The organism is Buttiauxella sp. BIGb0471, assembly GCF_024807715.1.
GTDB lineage: Bacteria > Pseudomonadota > Gammaproteobacteria > Enterobacterales > Enterobacteriaceae > Buttiauxella > Buttiauxella agrestis.
Genome location: NZ_JANUEU010000009.1, coordinates 52,349 through 75,898, shown reverse-complemented (window position 1 = coordinate 75,898; position 23,550 = coordinate 52,349). Strand labels below are relative to the sequence as shown.

25 protein-coding genes are annotated in these 23,550 nt (G+C 49.8%); 9 read left to right on the top strand and 16 right to left on the bottom strand.

Annotated elements, in window-relative coordinates:
* The first annotated feature begins 7 nt into the window (after positions 1-7).
* Entirely contained in the window at positions 8-1,171 is a 1,164-nt protein-coding gene (fadA, locus tag M2371_RS20745) for an acetyl-CoA C-acyltransferase FadA (protein ID WP_259268591.1), read from the top strand.
* 76 nt (positions 1,172-1,247) lie between these two features.
* On the opposite strand, the gene fre is transcribed toward fadA, so the two are convergent.
* Together fre and ubiD are read right to left on the bottom strand one after the other, a co-directional pair.
* On the bottom strand, positions 1,248-1,949 hold the full coding sequence (fre, locus tag M2371_RS20740; protein ID WP_034461638.1) for an NAD(P)H-flavin reductase: 702 nt from the start codon (positions 1,947-1,949) through the stop codon (positions 1,248-1,250).
* A gap of 47 nt (positions 1,950-1,996) precedes the next feature.
* Complete coding sequence (ubiD, locus tag M2371_RS20735) at positions 1,997-3,481, bottom strand: 4-hydroxy-3-polyprenylbenzoate decarboxylase (protein WP_172895909.1); 1,485 nt, start codon at positions 3,479-3,481, stop codon at positions 1,997-1,999.
* Between the two features lie 185 nt (positions 3,482-3,666).
* Here ubiD and rfaH point away from each other — a divergent pair, with 185 nt between their 5' ends.
* Positions 3,667-4,155, top strand: a complete 489-nt coding sequence (gene rfaH, locus M2371_RS20730; protein WP_034492129.1) for a transcription/translation regulatory transformer protein RfaH — start codon at positions 3,667-3,669, stop codon at positions 4,153-4,155.
* Between the two features lie 35 nt (positions 4,156-4,190).
* On the opposite strand, the gene hemB is transcribed toward rfaH, so the two are convergent.
* The 10 genes from hemB to udp form a co-directional block, all read right to left on the bottom strand.
* The gene (gene hemB / locus M2371_RS20725; protein ID WP_034492131.1) at positions 4,191-5,213 is read right to left on the bottom strand and encodes a porphobilinogen synthase; all 1,023 of its coding nucleotides are present in this window, start codon (positions 5,211-5,213) and stop codon (positions 4,191-4,193) included.
* Positions 5,214-5,228: 15 nt separating this feature from the next.
* Positions 5,229-6,008, bottom strand: coding sequence for a 3'-5' ssDNA/RNA exonuclease TatD (gene tatD / locus M2371_RS20720; RefSeq protein WP_259268590.1), 780 nt, complete (start codon positions 6,006-6,008; stop codon positions 5,229-5,231).
* Positions 6,009-6,073: 65 nt separating this feature from the next.
* On the bottom strand, positions 6,074-6,859 hold the full coding sequence (tatC, locus tag M2371_RS20715) for a Sec-independent protein translocase subunit TatC (RefSeq protein ID WP_034492136.1): 786 nt from the start codon (positions 6,857-6,859) through the stop codon (positions 6,074-6,076).
* A 2-nt stretch (positions 6,860-6,861) separates the two neighbouring features.
* Positions 6,862-7,395: a Sec-independent protein translocase protein TatB gene (gene tatB / locus M2371_RS20710; protein WP_172895911.1), complete on the bottom strand. Its 534-nt coding sequence runs from the start codon at positions 7,393-7,395 to the stop codon at positions 6,862-6,864.
* A gap of 3 nt (positions 7,396-7,398) precedes the next feature.
* Positions 7,399-7,659 carry a Sec-independent protein translocase subunit TatA gene (gene tatA / locus M2371_RS20705; RefSeq protein WP_172895912.1) on the bottom strand — a complete coding sequence of 87 codons (261 nt, stop codon included), beginning with the start codon at positions 7,657-7,659 and terminating at the stop codon, positions 7,399-7,401.
* A gap of 85 nt (positions 7,660-7,744) precedes the next feature.
* Positions 7,745-9,385, bottom strand: a complete 1,641-nt coding sequence (gene ubiB / locus M2371_RS20700) for a ubiquinone biosynthesis regulatory protein kinase UbiB (RefSeq protein ID WP_034492143.1) — start codon at positions 9,383-9,385, stop codon at positions 7,745-7,747.
* Positions 9,382-9,987, bottom strand: coding sequence for an SCP2 domain-containing protein (locus tag M2371_RS20695; RefSeq protein ID WP_034492145.1), 606 nt, complete (start codon positions 9,985-9,987; stop codon positions 9,382-9,384). Before M2371_RS20695 ends, ubiB begins: the two co-directional genes overlap by 4 nt.
* Positions 9,988-10,000: 13 nt before the next feature.
* Positions 10,001-10,756: a bifunctional demethylmenaquinone methyltransferase/2-methoxy-6-polyprenyl-1,4-benzoquinol methylase UbiE gene (gene ubiE / locus M2371_RS20690; RefSeq protein ID WP_034492146.1), complete on the bottom strand. Its 756-nt coding sequence runs from the start codon at positions 10,754-10,756 to the stop codon at positions 10,001-10,003.
* 90 nt (positions 10,757-10,846) lie between these two features.
* On the bottom strand, positions 10,847-12,280 hold the full coding sequence (gene rmuC, locus M2371_RS20685) for a DNA recombination protein RmuC (RefSeq protein WP_259268589.1): 1,434 nt from the start codon (positions 12,278-12,280) through the stop codon (positions 10,847-10,849).
* Positions 12,281-12,414: 134 nt separating this feature from the next.
* A complete protein-coding gene (gene udp / locus M2371_RS20680) occupies positions 12,415-13,176 on the bottom strand; it encodes a uridine phosphorylase (RefSeq protein WP_034492150.1) in 762 nt (253 codons plus the stop codon).
* Positions 13,177-13,443: 267 nt separating this feature from the next.
* On the opposite strand from udp, the gene M2371_RS20675 reads away from it, so the two are divergent.
* The 6 genes from M2371_RS20675 (at position 13,444) to M2371_RS20650 (ending at position 17,338) form a co-directional block, all read left to right on the top strand.
* Complete coding sequence (locus M2371_RS20675; protein WP_172895915.1) at positions 13,444-14,271, top strand: dienelactone hydrolase family protein; 828 nt, start codon at positions 13,444-13,446, stop codon at positions 14,269-14,271.
* 359 nt (positions 14,272-14,630) lie between these two features.
* Positions 14,631-15,497 (top strand): hypothetical protein, encoded by an 867-nt coding sequence (locus M2371_RS20670; RefSeq protein WP_172895916.1) that lies wholly within the window; start codon positions 14,631-14,633, stop codon positions 15,495-15,497.
* Between the two features lie 2 nt (positions 15,498-15,499).
* The gene (locus M2371_RS20665) at positions 15,500-15,967 is read left to right on the top strand and encodes a hypothetical protein (RefSeq protein WP_172895917.1); all 468 of its coding nucleotides are present in this window, start codon (positions 15,500-15,502) and stop codon (positions 15,965-15,967) included.
* The gene (locus M2371_RS20660) at positions 15,960-16,424 is read left to right on the top strand and encodes a DUF1240 domain-containing protein (RefSeq protein WP_172895918.1); all 465 of its coding nucleotides are present in this window, start codon (positions 15,960-15,962) and stop codon (positions 16,422-16,424) included. Before M2371_RS20665 ends, M2371_RS20660 begins: the two co-directional genes overlap by 8 nt.
* Positions 16,417-16,881 carry a hypothetical protein gene (locus M2371_RS20655; protein ID WP_172895919.1) on the top strand — a complete coding sequence of 155 codons (465 nt, stop codon included), beginning with the start codon at positions 16,417-16,419 and terminating at the stop codon, positions 16,879-16,881. The genes M2371_RS20660 and M2371_RS20655 overlap by 8 nt, the downstream gene beginning before the upstream one ends.
* On the top strand, positions 16,874-17,338 hold the full coding sequence (locus tag M2371_RS20650; RefSeq protein ID WP_259268588.1) for a hypothetical protein: 465 nt from the start codon (positions 16,874-16,876) through the stop codon (positions 17,336-17,338). Before M2371_RS20655 ends, M2371_RS20650 begins: the two co-directional genes overlap by 8 nt.
* An 82-nt stretch (positions 17,339-17,420) precedes the next feature.
* On the opposite strand, the gene metE is transcribed toward M2371_RS20650, so the two are convergent.
* Positions 17,421-19,682, bottom strand: coding sequence for a 5-methyltetrahydropteroyltriglutamate--homocysteine S-methyltransferase (gene metE / locus M2371_RS20645; protein WP_259268587.1), 2,262 nt, complete (start codon positions 19,680-19,682; stop codon positions 17,421-17,423).
* Positions 19,683-19,799: 117 nt separating this feature from the next.
* Between metE and metR the strand changes: the two genes are divergently transcribed.
* On the top strand, positions 19,800-20,753 hold the full coding sequence (gene metR, locus M2371_RS20640) for an HTH-type transcriptional regulator MetR (protein WP_034492162.1): 954 nt from the start codon (positions 19,800-19,802) through the stop codon (positions 20,751-20,753).
* Here metR and M2371_RS20635 read toward each other — a convergent pair.
* From M2371_RS20635 to pldB, 3 genes are all read right to left on the bottom strand, one after another.
* Positions 20,641-21,540: a carboxylate/amino acid/amine transporter gene (locus tag M2371_RS20635; RefSeq protein ID WP_172895923.1), complete on the bottom strand. Its 900-nt coding sequence runs from the start codon at positions 21,538-21,540 to the stop codon at positions 20,641-20,643. The two genes, metR and M2371_RS20635, sit on opposite strands and share 113 nt — an antisense overlap.
* Before the next feature lie 111 nt (positions 21,541-21,651).
* Positions 21,652-22,458 carry a sugar/pyridoxal phosphate phosphatase YigL gene (gene yigL / locus M2371_RS20630; RefSeq protein WP_034492166.1) on the bottom strand — a complete coding sequence of 269 codons (807 nt, stop codon included), beginning with the start codon at positions 22,456-22,458 and terminating at the stop codon, positions 21,652-21,654.
* 33 nt (positions 22,459-22,491) lie between these two features.
* Positions 22,492-23,484 (bottom strand): lysophospholipase L2, encoded by a 993-nt coding sequence (gene pldB / locus M2371_RS20625; RefSeq protein WP_115631932.1) that lies wholly within the window; start codon positions 23,482-23,484, stop codon positions 22,492-22,494.
* Between the last annotated feature and the right edge of the window lie 66 nt (positions 23,485-23,550).

The following is a 23,550-nucleotide window of genomic DNA, read 5'->3' as shown; positions in this document are numbered from 1 at the left end:
AGTGATTATGGAAAAGGTTGTAATTGTTGATGCCATCCGCACCCCGATGGGCCGTTCAAAAGGCGGTGCGTTTCGCAATTTGCGTGCAGAAGATTTATCAGCCCATTTGATGCGTGGAATTTTGTCGCGCAACCCGGCATTAGAAGCCGCTGCGCTGGATGACATTTACTGGGGTTGCGTGCAGCAGACGCTAGAGCAAGGTTTCAATATTGCGCGTAACGCCTCGCTGCTGGCGGAGATCCCACATTCAGTTCCAGCTGTTACGGTAAACCGCTTATGTGGATCATCCATGCAGGCACTGCATGATGCTGCTCGTATGATTCAGACCGGTGATGCACATGCTTGCCTGATTGGTGGCGTGGAACACATGGGCCATGTGCCGATGAACCACGGCGTGGATTTCCATCCGGGCCTGAGCCGCAACGTCGCCAAAGCCGCAGGCATGATGGGTTTAACCGCTGAAATGCTATCGCGTATGCATGGGATTAGCCGTGAAATGCAGGATCAGTTTGCCGCACGTTCACACCAGCGCGCATGGGCTGCTACCGAAGCAGGTCATTTCAAAAATGAAATCCTGCCAATCGGCGGCCATGACGCAGACGGCGTGCTTAAGCGTTTTGATTATGATGAAGTGATTCGCCCGGAAACGACTGTTGAAGGTCTTGCGGCGCTGAAACCGGCATTTGACCCGGTCAACGGTACCGTTACGGCGGGCAGTTCTTCTGCACTTTCCGATGGCGCATCAGCGATGTTATTGATGAGCGAAACACGGGCCAAAGAACTCGGCCTAAAGATTCGCGCATACGTCCGCTCAATGGCCGTTGTTGGCTGTGATCCTTCCATTATGGGCTACGGTCCGGTTCCAGCATCACAACTGGCGTTGAAAAAAGCGGGCCTGACTGCCGCCAATATCGACCTGTTTGAGATGAACGAAGCGTTCGCCGCGCAGATCCTGCCATGTATTAAAGATCTGGGTTTGATGGATAAGATCGACGAGAAGATTAACCTGAATGGCGGTGCGATTGCGTTGGGCCACCCGCTGGGTTGCTCAGGTACACGCATTAGCACCACGCTGTTAAATCTGATGGAACGTCGCGATGCGCAGTTTGGCCTCGCCACCATGTGCATCGGATTAGGTCAAGGTATTGCCACTGTTATTGAACGCGTTTAAGTCGTTTTCTTTGTGATTTTTTCAAAAAGTTTAGTTGCCGTTTTTCCCGCCCGTCAGGGGCGGGTTTTTTATTGCATCAGATAAACGAGAACGCATCACCAAACATACGATCAACCTGCGCACTACGTTCATTACAGAACAAGTCGCGAGCAATTTTCGCCATTTCAAAGCGTCCAGCAATATAGATGTCGTGTCCGGCAAGCGTTCCGTAATCCTGCATCACGGCAGTTAAAACCGTGCCCGTACGTCCACGCCAACCCTCTTCCGGCTGTTCAACAACCGCCTCAACGCGCAGGTTTGGATGAACCACAGACAACGCTTCTAATTCTGACAGGTCATAAAGATGCTTATCTTCACGGCCACCCCAGTAAATCGCGATTTCACGTTGTGGGTTACGCGCCAGCGCCGTCAGCAAAATAGAACGGACGTATGAGAAACCGGTGCCGCCTGCAATCAGAATCAGCGGGCGATCTTCGTCATCACGCAACCAGGCATCGCCGTGCGGGATATCAACGACGATTTCTTTCTCTTTGAGAATTCGGTCCATCACGGCCATGGCGTACAGATTGATCTCTGAAGCGCCAATATGCAGCTCGATAAACTCATGGTCGCTCGGCGTGGATGCCATGGAGAACGGACGTTTGTCGCGCTCATCCATCACCACCATCAAATACTGCCCGGCCTGAAAGGAGAATTTCGCTTCCGGCAGTAATCGAACGCGATATACCGTGTCAGTTATCGCTTCTACCGAGGTCACTTTACAGCTTAAGGTTGTCATGCTTCCCCTCTGTCGGGTCAATAATGCAAAACGGTAAAATCCGCCGCTCAGGCGTTTTTACTGTCGTCGAAAATAGCCAGTTCGTCCCAGATTGCATCAATACGCGCACATACTTCTGCATCTTTCTTAATAGGACGACCCCACTCACGTTGGGTTTCCCCCGGCCATTTATTGGTGGCATCCAGTCCCATTTTTGAACCAAGACCGGAAACCGGCGAGGCAAAATCCAGGTAATCAATCGGCGTGTTCTCTACCAGAACGGTATCACGTGCCGGATCCATACGCGTGGTGATGGCCCAAATCACATCGTTCCAGTCACGCGCGTTAACATCGTCATCACATACGATGACAAACTTGGTGTACATAAACTGCCGCAAGAAAGACCAGACGCCCATCATCACGCGTTTAGCATGGCCCGCATATTGTTTCTTAATCGTCACTACCGCGAGGCGATAGGAGCAGCCTTCCGGCGGCAGATAAAAATCGACAATCTCCGGAAATTGCTTCTGCAAAATCGGCACAAACACTTCATTGAGTGCCACGCCCAGGACGGCAGGTTCATCCGGTGGGCGTCCGGTATAAGTTGAATGGTAAATCGGATTCTGGCGCTGAGTAATATGCGTCACGGTAAATACCGGGAAGTCATCTACTTCATTGTAGTAGCCAGTATGGTCACCATATGGTCCTTCTGGCGCCATTTCGCCCGGCTCGATATACCCTTCCAGCACAATTTCAGCGCTGGCAGGCACTTCGAGATCGTTAGAAATACATTTCACAACTTCAGTTTTGGTTCCACGCAGCAAACCAGCAAAGGCATATTCAGAAAGCGTATCGGGTACTGGGGTGACTGCACCAAGAATTGTTGCCGGGTCAGCGCCTAATGCTACAGAAACCGGGAAGCGCTCACCGGGATGCTCCGCACACCATTCCTGGAAATCCAGCGCGCCGCCACGATGTGACAACCAACGCATAATCAGTTTGTTTTTACCGATAAGTTGCTGGCGATAAATGCCCAAATTCTGGCGCTCTTTATGTGGACCACGCGTTACCGTTAAACCCCAGGTAATCAGCGGCGCGGCATCTTCCGGCCAGCATTGCATGATTGGGATGCGCGTCAAATCGACTTCATCCCCTTCAAAGATTTGCTCCTGACAAGGGGCATTACGCAGCCGTTTGGTCGGCATATTCAGGACTTGCTTGAACTGAGGAAGTTTATCGAATAAATCGCGGAAGCCTTTTGGTGGCTCAGGCTCTTTCAGGAAGGCCAGTAACTTACCGACTTCGCGCAGTGCAGAAACATCTTCCTGCCCCATTCCCATCGCGACACGCTTCGGCGTACCAAACAGGTTGCACAGCACCGGCATATCGTACCCTTTTGGGTTTTCAAACAGCAGTGCGGGGCCATTGGCGCGCAAAGTACGATCGGCAATTTCAGTCATTTCCAGGTAAGGATCGACTGGCATCGCGATACGCTTGAGTTCGCCGCGTTGTTCGAGTAGTTCCAGAAAGTCGCGTAGGTCGTGGTATTTCATGCAATTAATCGTAGTCAGGATTTTGCGCTCATTATACGGTCTTCATGCACCGCATGCTGTATTTTTGTTAATAACGCGTAAATGGGTAACGGATGACCAATCGGTGTTTGGTTATACTTATGCTGTCTATCCCTCATAACGGCCTTTTGCTATTCTTCCTCGGTTGATTAGGAAAAAGAGAAATTATGGAATCCTGGTATCTGCTCTACTGCAAACGGGGTCAATTACTGCGGGCGCAAGAACATCTTCAGCGCCAGGAAGTTAATTGCCTCACCCCGATGATCACACTCGAAAAGATCGTGCGAGGCAAACGCACTGCGGTCAAAGAACCATTGTTCCCAAACTATATGTTTGTCCAGTTTGACCCTGAGACTATTCACACGACGACTATCCATTCGACCCGTGGTGTCAGCCATTTCGTACGCTTCGGCGCCCAGCCCGCGACCGTTCCGGCTGATGTCATCGAACAACTGGTGAACTACCAGCCTGAAAATGTCACCGATCCGGAAACGCCGTATCCTGGCGATAGCGTGGTGATAACTGAAGGGGCATTTGAAGGTCTGGAGGCGATTTTTGGCGAGCCGGACGGCGAGGCTCGTTCAATGCTGCTGCTTAATCTGTTAAATAAACAGGTTATGCAGAGTGTGAAGAACACGGACTTTAAAAAGAAATAGATAAGGCCAGCGAATGCTGGCCTTATTTTTAGCCTCTAGCGTTGCATTTGCTCATCATGCAACCACTGGGCGACACGCTTCGAGAAGTACGTCAACACGCCATCAGCGCCAGCACGCTTAAAGCACAACAGTGATTCCATAATGGCCGGTTTTTCTGCCAACCAGCCGTTTTGAATCGCGGCCATATGCATCGCGTATTCGCCAGAAACCTGGTAGGCAAAAGTCGGCACACCGAACGTATCTTTCACGCGACGAACCACATCCAGATACGGCATACCCGGTTTCACCATCACCATATCCGCGCCTTCTTGCAGATCTTGCGCGACTTCTTGCAATGCTTCATCACCATTGGCCGGGTCCATCTGATAAGTCTTTTTATTGCCGCCTTTCAGATTGCCTGAAGAACCAATTGCATCGCGGAAAGGACCGTAATAGCAGGAAGCGTATTTAGCCGCATAAGACATGATTTGCGTATTCACGAAGCCATCCAGTTCAAGCTGGTCGCGAATCGCACCGATACGACCATCCATCATATCGCTTGGGGCAATGATTTCGGCTCCGGCTTCAGCATGAGACAACGCCTGGCGCACCAGAATCTCACGGGTAATGTCGTTGATAACATAACCGTCCTGATCGATGACGCCATCCTGACCGTGTGTGGTATACGGATCGAGCGCAACGTCAGTCAGTAAACCTAATTCCGGTACGGCATCTTTCAGCGCACGCACCGCACGCTGAACCAGGCCATTCGGGTTATATGCTTCTTCGGCGTGCAGTGATTTTCCAGCGCTTTCAATAACCGGGAACAGAGACAACACCGGCACACCCAGCTTCGCAACGGTTTCCGCCTCTTTGAGCAGCAAATCGATAGTCATGCGGTAAACACCCGGCATCGACGTTACTTCTTCCTGGCGATTCTGACCTTCCATCACGAATACAGGATAGATAAGGTCGTTAACCGTTAATTGATTCTCGGCGACCAGGCGGCGGCTGAAATCGTGACGACGGACGCGGCGCATACGGCGACCAGGAAACGTACCGGGAAATGCATAGCTCATTGATTTTCTCCTGATTTAAGCCAGCCGAAAAAGACGACGGGCATTGTCATCTGTTACTTGCGCAAGCCAGGCGGGGTCTTCTCCGCGCCATTCGGCCACCTTGTTCAGGATATGAGGCAAGTAGCAGGGTTCGTTCCGCCGGGAAGCAGGTTTTGGTTTTAGATCCCGCGGTAACAAATAAGGGGCATCAGTTTCCAGTAATAACTGATGCGGTGGAATCACCGGCAATAACTCACGTAATTCAAGGCCGCGACGCTCATCGCATACCCAACCGGTTACGCCAATAAAAAGCCCACGAGCCAGACATTCACGGGCCTCGTTTTCAGTGCCTGTAAAGCAGTGCAGCACCACGCCGGGCAATTTATCGAGCCACGGGTCGAGCAATGCAATAAAGCGTTCGTGTGCTTCACGGCAGTGTAAAAATACCGGCATCATCAGGTCGGCCGCCAGGGCCAATTGTGCGGTAAAAGCGCGTTCTTGTTCAGCTGGTGTTGAAAAATTACGGTTAAAATCCAGGCCGCACTCGCCAATAGCCACGACTTCAGATGCACCAGCAAGTTCACGAATGGCTTGCGCCGTTTCGTCCTGCCATTGGCTGGCGTCATGCGGGTGAACACCGGCTGTAGACCAACAACCCTGATACTGTTGCGCCAGTAAAAGCGCCTGCTGGCTTTCGTGAAGGTTTGTGCCCGTCAGCAACATACCGCTCACTCCTGCAAGCTGTGCACGGGTAACAACATCCGCATGGTCTTTGGCAAATTGAGAACTGGTAAGATTTACACCGATATCAAACATAGTGCCTTCTAAATTGTGCCTTCCAAACGACGACCGCCCTGATGGGCGGCCTGATATTATGACTCTTACTTAGAGTGATCGTCTTCTGCTTCTGGTGCTTCTTCCGGGTCTTCTTCCTCACCTCTTCTACGCCCTTTACCGACATAGAAACGAGAGAAGAAAATCCCTACTTCAAACAGGCAGTACATCGGAATCGCCAGTAGCGTCTGCGAGAACACATCCGGTGGCGTTAACAACATCCCGACCACAAACGCACCAACTAAAATGTACGGGCGTTTCTGTTTCAGCGCTTCGGGTGAAGTTACCCCCATCCAGCACAGCAAAATAATGGCAACCGGCACTTCAAACGCCACACCGAACGCCATAAATAAAGCCATGACAAAATCGAGGTATTTCGTAATGTCGGTCGATACGATTACACCGACTGGCGCAGTTTTGGTCAGGAAACCAAATGCCAGCGGGAAGACAACGAAGTAAGCAAAGGCGATGCCGATGTAGAATAACAGCGTGCTGGAAAACAGCAGTGGCATCACCAATTTGCGCTCGTGCTTATAGAGCGCAGGCGCGATAAACGCCCAGATTTGGTAAAGAATGACTGGAGCCGATAAGAACACGGCGACATAAATTGTCAGTTTAATTGGGGCAAAAAACGGCGACGCAACATCGGTCGCAATCATCGTTGACCCAATCGGCATCTGCTTAATCAGCGGGGCTGAGACAATCTGATAAATGTCGTTGGCAAAGTAAACCAGTGCCAGGAAAATCACCAGCACAGCGATAATGCTATTTAACAGTCGCTTGCGCAGCTCTATCAGATGGCTGATAAGCGGTTGGGTATCTTCAACGGCCATGTTTACTGTTTATCACTCGAAGGTTGAGAAGAAACTGGAGTTTTGACTGGCTCCGCGACGGGTTTAATCTGGGGCTGAATTAACTCGACAGATGCTTCTTCCGTTGCAGTTTCAGGCACTTTTTCAGGCGCACTAGCCTGATGCGCAGCCGCTGCAGGTGTCACACCGTCGTGACTGTCCTCGGCATCTTTGACCAGTGGGTTATGGATGGTATGAGCCTCGTCGCTCGCCTTCTCAGGCTCATGCGTGTACGAGCGCTTCATAGACTCAGCCGCCTGACGCAGCTCATCCATAGAGGCTTTTAACTCCGGAGTCAGGTTATCCATGCTCGCTTTTTCAACCTTCTTCAGGCTGTCTTGCAGCTCCTGGATTTTCAGTTCCTGAACCAGTTCATTTTGTACGGTTGCCGCAAGTGAACGCAGCGCGCGCACCCAGCCAACAACCGTTTTAACGGCCACAGGCAAACGTTGTGGCCCGAGAACAATCAGGCCAATAACGAATACCAGTAGCAGCTCGCCGAAACCAATATCGAACACGGTTTACACCTGCTCTTTATCGTTGCTCTTTGCTTCGTCTTTCTTCACTTCGCCAGGTTGCTTATCAGCAAGCGTTTTCGCTGTGAAATCAGCATCCTGAACGGATTTATCTTTCTCTTTTTCTTCATCGTCACCCATGGCTTTTTTAAAGCCCTTGATGGATGCGCCCAAATCAGAGCCGATAGAACCGAGTTTTTTGGTGCCGAAAAGCAGAACGACGATCACGGCAATGATCAACAATTGCCAAATACTGATACCACCCATAATGTTGCCTCAATGTCACAGTGATAAAAAGAATAACGGTCTGTATTGTACCGCACGTTGTCTGTTAAAAACGATTAAAAACAACTCAGGCCGAGCGCCGCCAGCCAATCAACCAGGTCACAATGCCGCCAGCCATTATCCAGGCGGGCATAAATTCCCATTCAGGCTTGTTAATGAGTAATAACGTGCCGCTTATCATCAGCGTCGCACCGATGCCGAACAGGTAGCGCGATTGTGCCTGACGAACCTGATTACGTTGTAAATCACGCGTTATTTTATCAACACTATTTTGTAATTGTTTACCCTGGCGCAAACTGTCGTACATCAGTTCCGGTAGTTCTGGCATTTTTTCAATCCAGAACGGCGCTTTCTCTTTAAGGGTGCGAATAAGTGCCGGTATTCCAACCTGATCTTTGATCCAGTCTTCCAGGAAAGGTTTGGCTGTTTTCCACAGATCTAGTTCTGGATAAAGCTGTCTTCCGAGGCCTTCAACGTAAAGAAGCGTCTTTTGCAGCAAAACAAGCTGCGGCTGAACTTCCATATTAAAGCGACGAGCCGTGTTAAACAGGTTCAGCAATACGTGACCAAAAGAAATCTCTGCCAGTGGTTTCTCGAAGATAGGTTCGCAAACAGTACGAATCGCAAACTCAAAGTCTTCAACGTTGGTATCGGGAGGCACCCAGCCAGAGTCCACATGCAACTCAGCCACTTTGCGATAATCACGGTTAAAGAAAGCAATAAAGTTTTCTGCCAGATAGCGCTTATCTTCCTTGTTGAGCGAGCCAACAATGCCGCAGTCGATACCGATATATTGCGGATCTTCCGGGTGCTCATAGCTCACAAAGATGTTGCCAGGATGCATATCAGCATGGAAGAAACTGTCGCGGAAAACCTGAGTGAAGAACACCTGCACGCCACGTTCTGCCAACAATTTCATGTTAGTGCCTTGCTTGTGAAGCATGGCAATGTCAGAAACGGGAATGCCGTAGATGCGCTCCATCACCATCATGTCCTGGCTACAATAGTCAGAGAACACCTCCGGCACATATAGCATTGGGCTGTCTTCAAAATTACGGCGCAACTGAATAGCGTTCGCAGATTCACGCAGAAGATTCAGCTCATCAATGAGTGTTTTTTCGTATTCACGCACCACTTCCAGTGGACGCAAACGGCGACCATCAGGCAAGAGCCGCGGCACCCAACGCGCGAGGCGATAGATAAGCTTCATATCGGCTCTAATAATCGGCAGGATATCCGGGCGAATCACTTTAATGACCACTTCACGGCCATTTTCTTTCAGGCGAGCCGTATGAACCTGGGCTATGGAAGCCGACGCCAGCGGCGTGATATCAAAATCATCAAACCAGGTCTCAACAGGAATACCGCCCATCGCTTGTTCGATTTGTTGTTTTGCTAATGCTCCATCAAAGGGCGCAACACGGTCCTGGAGCATGGCAAGCTGGTCAGCTATTTGCGGTGGAAACAGGTCGCGACGAGTTGAGAGCATCTGCCCAAACTTAATCCATACCGGACCCAGTTCCTGTAATGCCAGGCGTAAACGCTCACCGAGGAGTTTGTCTTTATGACGGTTTGGCATCCAGAAAAGCATACGTCGCCAGATACGTAACGGCAGCGTAATGCGGATACGCGGGATCAGCTCATCCAAACCGTAACTCAAGAAAGTGCGAACGATGAAATAGAGGCGGCGAATTTCTCCAGGCGTCATTTGTTCTCCAGTTTTTCCAGTCGCGCAACGAGTGCTTCGACCTGACGTTCGACTGCTGCCGTTTCCTCAGCAAACCATGCGACTTCCAGCGAGCCTGGAGCCATCTTCCACTCTTCAGTAATCGCTTCTGAAAGGTATTGTTGGTTACGGCTGAAGCCTTTTTTTAGCAACTTACTGCCGCCGCGAATCACCTTGCCGATGCCTTCTGCAGCAATGTCTCCGATATACGGAGCCAATAATTCTGCCGGATCAAATTCAGCAAGGTCCATCAACGCGACCCAATTCTGAACGACCTGAAGATCGCCTTCCACTTCCAACTCACCGCTACGAATCAGCGCAGTAAGCTGTTGCCTGTCACGCAGTTTTGGCAGAGTGCTAAGAGCGGTTTTCACCACACAATCTGCTTCACCTTCCCATTGACCTAACACGTCAATTTGCTGCTCGCTGAAGACTAAAACGAGGGGAGAAGCGAACTCTTTGAGCTCGACGCGTAACACCTTACCCATTAAGCGCTGACGTGCCGCTTTTAATCCCCGGTCACGCCAGAGAAAGGTATTGAGAACACTTTCAATCCCAGCAGTCATCAGAGGTGTAAAAGGCATCACGAACTCCCTGTCAGAATTTATAACCACGGTGCAAAGCAACAACGCCAGCAGTCAGGTTGAAGTAAGTGGTGTTTTCAAAGCCCGCATCTTCCATCATCGCTTTCAGCGTTTCTTGATCCGGATGCATGCGAATCGACTCCGCCAGATAACGGTAGCTTTCTGCATCCTGTGCCACGATTTCACCGATACGCGGCAGAATATGGAACGAGTAAGCGTCGTAGGCTTTGCTCAGGGGTTCGATAATCGGTTTGGAGAATTCCAGAACCAACAGGCGACCGCCCGGCTTTAATACGCGATACATAGAACGCAGCGCTTTTTCTTTGTCTGTCACATTACGCAGACCGAAAGAGATAGTGATGCAGTCAAAGAAGTTATCCGGGAATGGCAGAGCTTCGGCGTTAGCCTGAACATAGTTCACATTGCCAACCACACCGATGTTGCGAAGTTTCTCACGGCCCATTTTCAGCATTGAGTCGTTGATATCTGCCAGAACCACTTCGCCTGTTTCACCGACCAGACGGGAGAATTTAGCGGTTAAATCACCGGTGCCTCCCGCTAAATCGAGTACACGCTGACCACGACGGACACCACTGCAATCAATGGTGAAACGCTTCCAGATGCGATGGATGCCGAATGACATCAGATCATTCATTACGTCGTATTTTGCGGCCACAGAGTGGAACACATTAGCGACCATATCGGCCTTTTGCTCTTTCGCTACAGTGCGAAAACCAAAGTGTGTTGTTTCCTGGGATTCTTCAACCATCTCAATGCCTGCTTGTCCAAAAAATGTTTGTGAAGTGTAACAGAATGAGGCCTAAAGCCCTATGCTTCAAGCCATGCGCTTGACCTGGGTTTAGCGTTCACCCACGATATGTCTGTTATCCAAATTGTTCTCATCCAGGTTTTCTTCATCTAATTCATGCTCGTGGCTAGCTGAATTATCGTCTTCTTCAAATCTGGCCTGCTCGACCAAATCTGGATTAATCTCACGTTTAACCTCAACGCCCAGGCCACGAAACGCATCGGCCTGCACGAGAATATTGCCACGTCCCGAAGCGAGTTTTTTCATCGCCTGCCGGAAGTTATCCTGCGCTTTATCGAGGCTCTGGCCGATCGCCGACATATCATCAACAAAGAGGCGCATTTTGTCATATAGCCGACTGGCACGTTCGGCAATTTGTTGCGCATTCCGGCTTTGATGCTCATAACGCCACAAATTGGCAACGGTTCTTAATGCCACCAACAATGTGGTTGGGCTAACCAGCATGATGTTATTTTTCAGCGCTTCGCTGATGAGTTCAGGCTGGCGGTCAATCGCCAGTAAAAATGCAGGTTCGACGGGGATAAACATCAACACATAATCCAGCGAACGCAAACCCGGTAATTGCTGATAATCTTTGCGGCCCAGCATACGAATGTGATTACGCATCGCTGCAATATGTTCATTGAGCGCACTTTCTCGCGTTAACTCGTCGTCGCCATTGTAATAACGTTCATAGGCCACCAGCGTCATCTTGGCGTCGATCACCACATCTTTGCCTTGCGGCAAACGTACGATGACATCTGGCTGCATACGGCTGTTATTTTCGAGCTGGATATTCACCTGAGTTTCGTATTCATAACCTTCACGTAAACCGGATGCTTCCAGTACGCGGGTCAATACGACCTCACCCCAGTTACCCTGCGTTTTGTTATCCCCTTTCAGGGCTTTGGTGAGGTTTAGCGCCTCTTGTGCCATCTGAGCATTTAGCTGCTGAAGGTTGCGGATCTCATGAGTTAACGTGTGCCGCTCGCGAGCCTCCTGACCAAAGCTATCCTGCACCTGGCGGCGAAAGCCATCCAGTTGTTCGCGCAATGGCGACAGCAAGCCATTCAAACTTTGGCGGTTTTGTTCTTCAACTTTTCGGCCGCTTTGTTCAAAGATTCGGTTGGCGAGGTTTTCAAATTGTTCGCTGAGTCGCTGTTCGCTATTAAGCATCTGGCGATGTTTATCGTCAGCATTAAGACGGGTTTGTTCAAGCAATGTGGAAAGCTCACGGATGTCCGCTTCCTGCGCACTGTTGATTTCTAGCTGCGTGCGTAATTCACGATTGAGTTGCTCGCATTCCTCTTTCCAGTGCTGGTTTTGCTGCAATTCTTGCCGGGCAGCAGTGAGTTCGCCGTAGATTTCTCGCTGCTCTTCATACAGTGCGGATTGCCGCTGTGCTGCGCGCAAACTTGCCAGCAACCAGCCAGTCAGAACACCCACCAGCGCAATACCGAGCCCGAATAAAATAGAAATATCCACAGTCACTCCCACAAAGTCATACCAGGCATCAGCAAAATAAAATTCTGCTGTATAAATGTCCAGATGAAAAGGGATTTCCTGCGAGGCATTACGCAAAGCGTAAAAATAAGCCGGCTTGCACCGGCTTTGGGGCATTAGATTAAGCGACGAGCCGCTTCGACCACAATTTTCACCGCGTGGCTTTCGGTTTTCTTCATGGTTTCAGCGTTAGGAATTTCTTGCTGAGTACGGTTTACAATCACGCCTGCAACCATACCGGCACGCAGACCCTGGCTTGCGCACATGGTCAACAGTGTGGCGGATTCCATCTCATAGTTCATCACGCCCATCTGCTGCCACTCTTCCATGGAGCCTTTGTAGCGGTTCACTACGCGGCCTGAGAAGGTGTCGTAACGCTCCTGGCCTGGGTAGAAAGTATCGGAGGACGCCGTCACGCCAATGTGCGTGGTCGCGCCGATAGATTTCGCAGCTTCAACCAGAGCGGTGGTACACGCAAAATCAGCAACCGCTGGGAATTCCATTGGCGCGAAGTGCAGGCTGGCACCATCAAGGCGCACAGAAGCCGTAGTCACCAGAACATCACCGACGTTGATATGTGGCTGAATCGCACCGGTCGTGCCAATACGCAAGAAGGTACGAATGCCCAGTTGCGCCAGTTCTTCCACAGCAATAGAAGTAGACGGGCCACCGATACCGGTTGAGCAGACGATCACTGGCTTGCCGTCTAACTCAGCACGCCAGGTAGTAAATTCACGGTGGGCAGCCAATTTGACCGGCTTGTCCATCAGTACAGCGATTTTTTCAACTCGCTCAGGGTCGCCCGGGACGATGGCAAGTGTTGCACCCTGCAGGTCGCTTTTAGTGAGGCCGAGGTGAAAAACATCAGACTTGGACATAACAGACTCCTCTGTTTAATAGGTTGGCTTGCATTGCTTAGAGGTACTGTACAGAACCCCGGCAAAGAATTTCGTGACGCATTTCACTTTGAATGAAACAAGTTACATTATTTTCAACTGCAATAGTGATGAAAATCACATTTATGCAGGTATTCATTCATTGCGCTTATACCTAAACAACAGGCACCGAACCACTCCCAAATTCATTCAATTTGCACGGGGTTGGCTATAGTTACCGCTGTGCGCTATTAAAAAAGGATAATGACAATGAAAGAAGAACAACAATCAGGTCAATCGCCGGGCGGAAATTTTGCACCCGCGGCCTCCCCTCTTGCTTCCACTGTATTACATACCCCGGACGACGGAGTTCTGGCAGGGGAAACATCTATTCCCACTCAGGGCGAAAATATGCCCGCCTACCACGCCCGGCCGAAAGGTGTTGAAGGCTCTTTACCCATCGTAATTGTGGTGCAGGAAATTTTCGGTGTACATGAACACATTCGCGATGTTTGCCGTCGTCTGGCGTTAGAAGGCTATCTTGCTGTTGCGCCGGAACTCTACTTCCGCCAGGGCGATCCTAATGATTTTGCTGATATTCAGACGCTGTTTAGCGGGCTGGTTTCTAAAGTTCCCGATGCGCAAGTTCTGGCAGATCTCGATCACGTAGCCAACTGGGCAGCGAGAAATGGCGGTGATGCGCACCGCCTGATGGTGACTGGTTTTTGTTGGGGCGGACGTATCGCATGGTTATACGCCGCGCATAATCCACAATTGAAAGCGGCGGTCGCCTGGTACGGTAAACTGGTGGGAGAAAAATCGCTGAATTCTCCACATCACCCGGTCGATGTGGCTATCAACCTTAATGCACCGGTACTCGGACTTTACGGCGGGCAAGATACGGGAATACCGCTGGATACCGTAGAAACCATGCGCCAGGCGTTACGCGCAGCGAATGCTAACGCAGAAATTATCGTCTATCCCGAAGCAGGTCATGCCTTCAATGCAGATTATCGTCCGAGCTACCATGAAGAATCAGCAAAAGATGCCTGGCAGCGCATGTTGCGCTGGTTCGAGCGTTACGGGGCAAAGAAATAATAGAGTGCGCCCTGGTGTCGCCAGGGCGCACCCACAATCATAGTAAGTGTACTGGCTCACACTCTTGAGTCTGTTTTTTAATCCTGTCGCCTTACAACACGTTGGTGTATGGGTTATTTATTACATCCGAAAGTGGAGGTGGGTTTAAGTAAAGGGAACTTAGTTCTATAGCCTGTTACATATTTTTATTGGCTTATATATTTAATCAATAATTTACAGAATGGACATTAACTATATAAATAGTTAATAACCGGATTGATACTATAAATAATTTGCATCCCTTTATTCTTAAGAACAGAATCTGAAAACCTTCTGTTTAAAACATATTTCTTAAGAAACCATGATAAAGGGAATAAGTCATGTCAGAACTGAGGCCGCATAAACCCAAAGACTATTTGTTAGATGAGCATACCTTTAGCTCCTTTCCCAGCATGAACCCCGCAATGCGTGATATGGCTGTAATGAATGGTTCATTTATTACAGAAAGCCACTACATCATGTTGCTTACGCTGGATGAAGCGCAGAATGTTGTGGATGAACTTCTCGGCAAGGTTGATTATATGTTTTCTTACCGGGCTGGGCTCGGGAATATCAAAGACGGTCTGGATGGCTTTCGAACTGCCAGTAAATTGATGACATACCATAATGAATTTGGAAAACTCGTTATCAGATTCCAGTCACTGGGAATCAGAGCGCTAAAATGCCGTTTAGGCGGAACGGATTATATTAAGTTAACAGGCTACCCTGCATTGCGGCGTGTTCTCAATGGCACTCGTTATAGTTTACGCAATCCACAAATACTGGAAATGGGGATTGGAATACGTGGACTCGGCACTTCAATTGTTAAAGGCACTAAATTTTGTATTTGTTGCTCACTTGCCTGGCGAGCGGTGGAACTGATATTTAAATCACATTATGATCTTGTTGATTTTCTGGTTGATGTCACGATGGACGTGGCAAAGATTATTGTGTCAAGTGTGGTGCTTGGGGTTGTGGGTGGGATATTTGTTTTACTGGGAGCGCCAGTAATTATTACAACTTTTGTAGTTATAGGGGTAGGAATCATCCTGAATGCAGGATTAAATATCCTAGACGATAAAGTAGGTCTATCGGTAAGTCTAAAAGAAAAAATTCGTATAGCACTAGCAGAAGAACAACGAATGAAAGACTGGAATCAACAACATTCTTCTTCATTTTTAAACTTACTCGCGAATACATCGGACTAAAAATGAGCAGAAATACTATCTTAAAGTGGTTACTCTATAAAGGTGCTGCTATTATTTTGATCTTAATAATGTCTGCGATAGTTTATTGCATTTTATTTATCGACGACACGATAGATCAGTTATGGTCATTATATTTGCATGGTGACATTATCTCATACCATACTAAAGGTATGGCGGGTGCGGCCGGGCTCCCTATTTATATCTATAGTATATGTGCGGGCATTCGTGTGCTTTTCTCAAAAGGAGTAATGCCACCCACCAAGCAAACAGCTATTGGCGTTATTTTCATGCCATTTTTTGTAATGACGACCATTCCAGGCTTCATCATCGCATTTTTAATTCCCATCGGCCTGATGTTTACACCTTACCACAACTGCCCTCAGGAAAATCTCCGTGCTTTTTATGTTACTGACTTAAAACTATGCACAAACATCGATTACAAAAACTGGACCTTAGAAAGACATGAATAGAGAAACCATTTTAGAATGGCTACTGTATCGTGGCGCTGCTGTCGTTTTGATTCTCATAATGTATGCATTACTTTATTTCATATTGTACTCCGTACCAATGTACGATCTCCGATCATTATTATTACATAATGAGATCATCGTTTATCATGCTAAAGCTGTCGCTTGTGTGGGTGCCATACCTCTTTGCATCTATTCTATATTCGTTGCTCTTCGAGTATTTTTTACCAAAGGAGTTAAACCACCTACAACACAAACCTCTATCGGTAAGGTCTGTAGCGGTGTTTGTGTCATTGTAACTTTCTTATCATTCATCATCGCTTTCCTAATCCCCATCGGTTTGGCGTTTTCGCCTTATAGCAATTGCCCGCAAGAAAAACTCGGCAATTATTATGTCACTGATTTAGAACTCTGTAAGAACATCGAACCCAGAAACTGGAAGATAGAAAGACATGAATAGAGAAACTATTTTAGAATGGCTACTGTATCGTGGTGCTGCTGTCGTCATGATAGCAATCATGTCAGTCATCCTTTATTTTATTTTCTTCTCCGTACCAATGTATGACCTTCACTCATTATATATGCATGACGAAATTATCGTTTACCATACTAAAGCTATAGCTGGGGCAGCAGGAATTCCTGTTTATGTCTACGGTATATTCCTAGGTCTTCGCGTACTTGTCACAAAAGGGATAAAGCCGCCCACCACCCAAACAGCAATTGGTATTATCCTTACGCCAGTCATTGCGTTTGTAACCCTTTCAGGTTTCATCATCGCATTTTTAATTCCCATCGGCCTGATGTTTACACCTTACCACAACTGCCCTCAGGAAAAGCTCGGTGCTTTTTATGTTACTGACTTAAAACTATGCAAAAACATCGATTACAAAAACTGGACCTTAGAAAGACATGAATAGAGAAACTATTTTAGAATGGCTACTATATCGTGGTGCTGCTGTCGTCATGATAGCAATAATGTCAGCCACGCTTTATTTCATTTTCTGTTCTGTTCCAATGTATGACCTTCACTCGCTGTATGTTCACGGCAATATTATCGTTTACCATACTAAAGCTGTCGCTGGATCGGCCGGGACCCCAATATATATTTACTTTATATTAATTTCACTTCGTGTACTTTTCATGAGAGGAATAAAACCCCCTACGACCCAAACCTTCATTGGAAGCATTTATGGAGCATTTGGTTTAATTGTCAGCATAGTATGTCTCATCATCGCTTTCCTAATCCCCATCGGCTTGGCGTTTTCACCTTATAGCAATTGCCCGCAAGAAAAACTCGGCAATTATTATGTCACTGACCTAGAACTCTGTAAGACCATCGAACCCAGAAACTGGAAGATAGAGAAAAAGCAATAATGCCGAATGAGGCTGCGCTTATCCGGCATACACGTTTAGATGTTGTAGGGTGGATAAGCGCCAGCGTCATCCACCGTTTTAATTAAGCGCTACGCAGGTTCTTCGCCGCTTTCACCATGTTTGCCAGTGCCTGGCGAGTTTCCGGCCAGCCGCGGGTTTTCAGACCACAGTCCGGGTTCACCCACAAGCGTTCTGCCGGAACAGACTCTGCAGCTTTCCTTAGCAGAGCTTCAATCCATTCCACGCTCGGCACATTCGGTGAGTGAATGTCATATACGCCCGGCCCGATTTCATTCGGGTATTCGAACTCTTTAAACGACTCCAGCAGGTCCATATCGGAACGCGAGGTTTCGATGGTGATCACGTCTGCATCCAGCGCTGCAATAGAATCCATGATGTCGTTGAACTCGCAGTAACACATGTGAGTGTGGATTTGCGTATCATCACGCACGACTGCAGCGTTCAGGCGGAAGGCTTCCACACCCCATTCCAGATACGCCTGCCAGTCGGAACGGCGCAGCGGTAAACCTTCGCGCAGAGCGGGTTCATCAATCTGGATGATGCCGATACCTGCAGCTTCCAGATCTGCCACTTCGTCGCGCAGCGCTAATGCGATTTGCTTAGCGATAGTTTCGCGGCTCACATCTTCGCGTGGGAATGACCAGCACAGAATCGTCACCGGACCAGTCAGCATGCCTTTTACCGGTTTGTCGGTCAGGGATTGCGCGTATTTCGCCCATTCCACGGTAATCGCTTCCGGGCGGCTGATGTCACCAATTACAACCGGTGGTTTCACGCAGCGCGAACCGTAGCTCTGCACCCAACCGTTTTGAGTAAACACGAAGCCGTCGAGGTGCTCGCCGAAATATTCCACCATGTCGTTACGTTCCGCTTCACCATGCACCAGCACGTCCAGACCTAAACGTTCCTGCTCGGCAACAGCCTGTTTGATGTGTTCCGCGATGCCGGTACGGTAGTTGTTGGCATCAAGATTTCCCTTTTTGAAATCGAGGCGCAGGCCGCGAATTTCAGTGGTTTGCGGGAACGAACCGATGGTGGTCGTCGGCCAGACAGGCAAGTTAAAGCGGTGACGCTGGGCCTGAGCACGAACGGTATATTCGCTCTGACGTTGGCTGTCTTGTGCGGTAATTTTTGCCAGGCGCTGTTCTACTGCCGCGTTATGTACGCGCTGTGAATGGCGACGAGCCTGAATCGGCGCACTCCACTCTGCCAGTTTTTCGGTGTTACCGCTGTTCAGCGCATCAGTGAGCAAAGACAACTCGGCACATTTTTGCAACGCGAAGGCAAACCAGCTTTTTACTTCTTCATCCAGACGGGTTTCAACGCTCAGGTCGATTGGGCTGTGCAGCAGCGAGCAAGAAGAGGCAACCCAAAGATCACGTTTGCCCACCAGATCTTTCAGTTGCGCATATTTCTCCGTTAAATCAGCACGCCAGACGTTACGGCCATTAATCACACCTGCCGATAGCAGCCAGTTCTCTGGCAATTGCTGATGCAGTGCGTTGATATCGTCTTTGCCATGCACGAAGTCGACATGCAAACCCTGAATCGGCAACGCCGTAATCGTATTCAGGTTGGGCGTTACGCCTTCAAAATAGGTGGTCAGCAACAGTTTAACGTTACCCGCCAGCGCATCGTAAGCGGGTTGGAACGCATCCAGCCACTCCTGCGGTAACTCCAGCACCAATGCAGGTTCGTCGATTTGCACCCATTCGATGCCGCGATTTGCCAGTTCCGCCAGCACCTGCTGGTAAACAGGAAGAATATCTTTCAGCAGGCCCAGGCGGTCAAACTGCTCGCCTTTGATTTTACCCAGCCATAGATAAGTGACCGGGCCAAGCAGCACAGGTTTTACGTTATGGCCGAGTGCCAGCGCTTCGTCTACTTCATCCAGCAGCTGTGTCCATGTCAGTTTGAACTGCTGGCCTTTGGTGAATTCCGGCACCATGTAGTGGTAGTTAGTGTTGAACCATTTGGTCATTTCAGCGGCTGCGGCTGGCTCACCAGTGGGTGCACGGCCACGGCCCAGACGGAATAAAGTGTCGATATCGACGCTGCCGTCCGCGTTCTGATGACGAGCCGGCACGTTGCCAAGCAGCAAGCTGGTGGTCAGAACGTGATCGTACCAGGCGAAATCGCCCACTGGCAGCAGTTCCACACCAGCTTCTTTTTGTTGTTCCCAGTGGCGAGCACGCAGTTCGCGGCCCACCGCCAGCAATTCTTCCTGAGTGGAGTTGCCTGCCCAGTAGCTTTCTTGTGCTTTTTTCAGTTCGCGACGCAGGCCGACACGTGGGAAGCCGAGGGTGTGATTAAGTATTGTCATGTTATGCCCCTTGAGGAATTTTTCGTATTTAGCCATCCAGATGTTTACACCGCCATCTTGCAAATGTACTGTATATTCCTCAAGCGCAATTTGCTCATGCCGAAGTGAAGGACTTTCATGATCGAGATCAAACACCTGCGGACGCTCCAGGCGTTACGAAATTGCGGCTCTTTAGCCGCCGCCGCCGCCGCGTTGCATCAAACCCAATCGGCGCTCTCTCATCAGTTCAGCGATCTGGAGCAGCGGCTTGGGTTCCGCCTGTTTGTCCGTAAAAGTCAGCCACTACGGTTTACGCCGCAGGGCGAGGTGCTACTGCAATTGGCTGAACAAGTGCTGCCGCAGATTAGCCGTGCGCTGCAGGCTTGCAACGAACCGCACCAAACCCGGCTTCGCATCGCCATCGAATGCCATAGCTGTATTCAGTGGCTGACGCCCGCGCTGGAAAACTTCCACAAAACCTGGCCGCAGGTGGATCTGGATTTCAAATCTGGCGTGACGTTCGACCCGCAGCCTGCACTGCAACAAAGTGAGCTGGATATCGTGTTAACGTCTGACATCCTGCCGCGCAGCGGTCTGCACTATTCGCCGATGTTTGATTATGAAGTGCGCCTGGTGCTGGCAACGGATCACCCGCTGGCGAATAAAACGCGTATTGAGCCGGAAGATTTGAGCAGCGAAACGTTATTGATTTACCCGGTCCAGCGCCAACGTCTGGATATCTGGCGGCATTTCCTGCAACCAGCGGGCGTAAGTCCATCGCTGAAAAGTGTCGATAACACGTTGTTGTTGATTCAGATGGTGTCGGCACGCATGGGAATTGCCGCGCTGCCGCATTGGGTAGTGGAGAATGTTGAACGCCAGGGTCTGGTTGTGACCAAAACCCTGGGTGAAGGACTCTGGAGCCGGTTGTACGCCGCCGTGCGCGATGGCGAGCAGCGTCAACCGGTGACGGAAGCCTTTATTCGCTCGACGCGTTCACACGCTTGTGAGCATCTGCCGTTTGTGAAGAACGCGGAGCGACCCAATGGCGATGTACCCATAGCGAAGCCATTATCACCGACCCACCAATAATAAAACTCGGCCAATGGGGTTGCTCTTGCCAGATGGCGAGGTTAACCAGCAGCCCCGCCGGAACATGCACGTTGTTCATGATGCCGAGCGTGCCCGCATCCACCTGCGTGGCACCGTAGTTCCACATGAAGTACCCCAGCCCTGACGCGACAACCCCAAGCCACACCAGAATGCCCCATTGCAGATTTGTCGTCGGCAGTTTTTGCGGGTTCCCAAGCGCAAACCAGGCCGTAACGGCCACGATTAAAGCCCCGAGATAAAACCATGAAAATGCGCAATGCTGTGGCATCGGGCGCGTTTCCATCAGGCGTTTGTAACCCACCATACCGATAGCGAAACAGATGTTTGCCGCCTGCACCAAAAGCAAGCCAATCCAGAAGTGATCGCTGACTTTATCGTAGCGAATAATCGCCGCACCAATCACCGCCAACCCTGCGCTTAACGCATAGCCCCAGCGCAGCTTATTGCCACTGATCAGGTCGTAAATCAGCGTGACGTAAAGTGGCGTCATTACCGTAAACAGCAGGAATTCAGAAACGGTGAGGTAGAGATAAGCCTGGAAGCTAAACAGGTACATCACGCCGAGTTGTAACGCGCCCACCAGCATGTACAGCAACAGCGTTTTCGCGCTGTAGCCTTTGAAACGCAGGAACGGCAGGAACACTAACGCCGCAAGTCCGACGCGCATCAGCACGGAAAAATAGCTGTCGACATGCCCGGCAAGGTATTCGCCAATCAGGCTAAAAGAGAAGGCCCACAGAATGGTGGTGATGATGAGTAACGGCACGATGAAGTCTCAACTACAGGCAATTTATTCACCATTGTAGCGAAGGGTATGAACCGGAGCTGAACTATTTGGTTGACGAGCGGTGATTTATTCACCACTCGATTTTACGAATCAATCTTTACCGAGGAACATCTTACGCAGGTAATGTGGAACCGCGTTATCAGCGTTGGTGCCGATGACTTCCAGCTCTGGCAGCAAGTCTTTCAGGCGCTGGTGAGCGTTGCCCATGATGCAGCCTTTACCCGCCATGCTGAGCATTTCAGCGTCATTCATGCCGTCGCCAAAGGAAATGCAGTCTTTCAGGCCGTAGCCCATCGCTTTGGATACCGCTTCCAGCGCATGGCCTTTTGACACGCCACCTGCCATCACTTCCAGGCAAGTCAGCGTCGAGAAACTCACGTTCACGCGGTCGCCCCAGCGAGCGAGCAACGCTTGCTCCAGCGGTAGCAATTTTTCGTGAGAATCACAGGTGAAGAACACTTTGCTGACGCCATCGGCTTCCAGCAAACCTGGCTCAAACAGGCTGTAGTTAAACACGGCTTCTTTAAAATACTTCATCTCTTCAGGACGATGGCGGTTCATAAACCACTGATCGCCGCGATAGACGTTGGTCACGATATCTTGATTGGTATGTACGACACCAAAGAGATCCTGGGCGATGTCATGGTCGAGATCGTGGCTGAACACCAGGTTGCCGTCAGTATCATGTACGCGCGCGCCGTTAGAGGTGATCATGTAGGCTTTGATTTCGAGGTTATCGCGAATTTGCCCCACGTCGATATGGTGGCGACCCGTTGCGAAGACGAAATTAACTCCTTCAGCAGTGAGCAGTTTCAGCGTTTCTTTTGCATACGGAGTAAGAAGGTGATCGGGGGACAGCAACGTGCCATCTAAGTCAGACGCAACGACATGGTACATAGGATTTGGAACCTCTGGTGTTTAAGTCGGTATTTAGTTATGCCTATCAAAAAAAGCGATGATGGCATTCAGCGCTTCGGTCCGCATATCGTCCTTTTCGAACAGGATCTCATGATACGCACCGTTTATGACGTAAGGTGTTTCCCCCTCACAAGGGTTGCCCGCCGCGGCTCGAATTTCACAGAATTGGTCATGTGCGCGGTTATCAACGACGCGTTCCTCCTCTGCCTGCAGGATAAAAATCGGCGTGGTGATAGCAGTGGCTCCCGCTAAAACCTGTTCTCCTGCGAGTATCCCTTCTCTTACCCAGTGATTTGTTGGCCCGCCAACCCGTAACGCTGGCTCGTCAGCATAAAAACGCAGGTTGCGGCGGTAACGTTCACGGCTATGAGTCAGGACATTAACGCTAAATGGTAAGGCACGCCAGCGGCCTGTTCCGATTGCATAACCTTCACGAAAACGCTGATGTCCCTCGGCCCAGTCAAGAATATGGCGCACCATCCAGTCCGGCCAGCGCAGCGCGATGCCAAACATTGGCGCACAAAGTGCAACCGCATCAAAACATTGTGAGTTTTTTTCAAGCCACAGCGTGATGATTGCGCCCCCCATGGAATGCGCTAACGCATAGCGTTTTCTCCACGGGCCATTCGCGACTTCATGTTGATAAAAGCGGTCAAAATCGTCGACATAGTCGCTAAATCTCGCAACATGGCCACGATGTGAATCCGACAGCATGCGTCCTGAACGGCCTTGCCCACGATGGTCGATGATTAAAACATCGAATCCACAATGGAATAAGTCATAAGCCAGTTCAGCATATTTGACGTAGCTTTCGATGCGCCCAGGGCAAACAACAATCACCCGGTCATGATCCTGCGAGCGAAACCGTACGTAGCGTACCGGCACTTCGTCGACGCCTGAAAATTCACACTCTTCGCGCTGTCGCCAGAAGTCCATCAACGGACCGGTGGTGAAAGCCGCAAAGGCGTTTTCCCTGTTTGACCATCCATTTTTATGCTGAGTCATATCGCTTTTTGTGATTCGTAGCACGCTCATCAACAATAGCGTATTGTGGCATAAAAGTGTCCATCC

What these genes read in the sequence shown, in the direction of transcription:
- M2371_RS20665 (WP_172895917.1), top strand. Translation starts at nt 15,500, where the DNA reads ATGAGCAGAAATACTATCTTAAAGTGGTTACTCTATAAAGGTGCTGCT.
- tatD (WP_259268590.1), bottom strand. Translation starts at nt 6,008, where the DNA reads ATGTTTGATATCGGTGTAAATCTTACCAGTTCTCAATTTGCCAAAGAC.
- tatC (WP_034492136.1), bottom strand. Translation starts at nt 6,859, where the DNA reads ATGGCCGTTGAAGATACCCAACCGCTTATCAGCCATCTGATAGAGCTG.
- M2371_RS20675 (WP_172895915.1), top strand. Translation starts at nt 13,444, where the DNA reads ATGAAAGAAGAACAACAATCAGGTCAATCGCCGGGCGGAAATTTTGCA.
- pldB (WP_115631932.1), bottom strand. Translation starts at nt 23,484, where the DNA reads ATGACTCAGCATAAAAATGGATGGTCAAACAGGGAAAACGCCTTTGCG.
- M2371_RS20660 (WP_172895918.1), top strand. Translation starts at nt 15,960, where the DNA reads ATGAATAGAGAAACCATTTTAGAATGGCTACTGTATCGTGGCGCTGCT.
- M2371_RS20650 (WP_259268588.1), top strand. Translation starts at nt 16,874, where the DNA reads ATGAATAGAGAAACTATTTTAGAATGGCTACTATATCGTGGTGCTGCT.
- yigL (WP_034492166.1), bottom strand. Translation starts at nt 22,458, where the DNA reads ATGTACCATGTCGTTGCGTCTGACTTAGATGGCACGTTGCTGTCCCCC.
- M2371_RS20670 (WP_172895916.1), top strand. Translation starts at nt 14,631, where the DNA reads ATGTCAGAACTGAGGCCGCATAAACCCAAAGACTATTTGTTAGATGAG.
- metR (WP_034492162.1), top strand. Translation starts at nt 19,800, where the DNA reads ATGATCGAGATCAAACACCTGCGGACGCTCCAGGCGTTACGAAATTGC.
- udp (WP_034492150.1), bottom strand. Translation starts at nt 13,176, where the DNA reads ATGTCCAAGTCTGATGTTTTTCACCTCGGCCTCACTAAAAGCGACCTG.
- fre (WP_034461638.1), bottom strand. Translation starts at nt 1,949, where the DNA reads ATGACAACCTTAAGCTGTAAAGTGACCTCGGTAGAAGCGATAACTGAC.
- hemB (WP_034492131.1), bottom strand. Translation starts at nt 5,213, where the DNA reads ATGAGCTATGCATTTCCCGGTACGTTTCCTGGTCGCCGTATGCGCCGC.
- tatA (WP_172895912.1), bottom strand. Translation starts at nt 7,659, where the DNA reads ATGGGTGGTATCAGTATTTGGCAATTGTTGATCATTGCCGTGATCGTC.
- rfaH (WP_034492129.1), top strand. Translation starts at nt 3,667, where the DNA reads ATGGAATCCTGGTATCTGCTCTACTGCAAACGGGGTCAATTACTGCGG.
- ubiD (WP_172895909.1), bottom strand. Translation starts at nt 3,481, where the DNA reads ATGAAATACCACGACCTACGCGACTTTCTGGAACTACTCGAACAACGC.
- ubiB (WP_034492143.1), bottom strand. Translation starts at nt 9,385, where the DNA reads ATGACGCCTGGAGAAATTCGCCGCCTCTATTTCATCGTTCGCACTTTC.
- M2371_RS20695 (WP_034492145.1), bottom strand. Translation starts at nt 9,987, where the DNA reads ATGCCTTTTACACCTCTGATGACTGCTGGGATTGAAAGTGTTCTCAAT.
- ubiE (WP_034492146.1), bottom strand. Translation starts at nt 10,756, where the DNA reads ATGGTTGAAGAATCCCAGGAAACAACACACTTTGGTTTTCGCACTGTA.
- fadA (WP_259268591.1), top strand. Translation starts at nt 8, where the DNA reads ATGGAAAAGGTTGTAATTGTTGATGCCATCCGCACCCCGATGGGCCGT.
- metE (WP_259268587.1), bottom strand. Translation starts at nt 19,682, where the DNA reads ATGACAATACTTAATCACACCCTCGGCTTCCCACGTGTCGGCCTGCGT.
- M2371_RS20655 (WP_172895919.1), top strand. Translation starts at nt 16,417, where the DNA reads ATGAATAGAGAAACTATTTTAGAATGGCTACTGTATCGTGGTGCTGCT.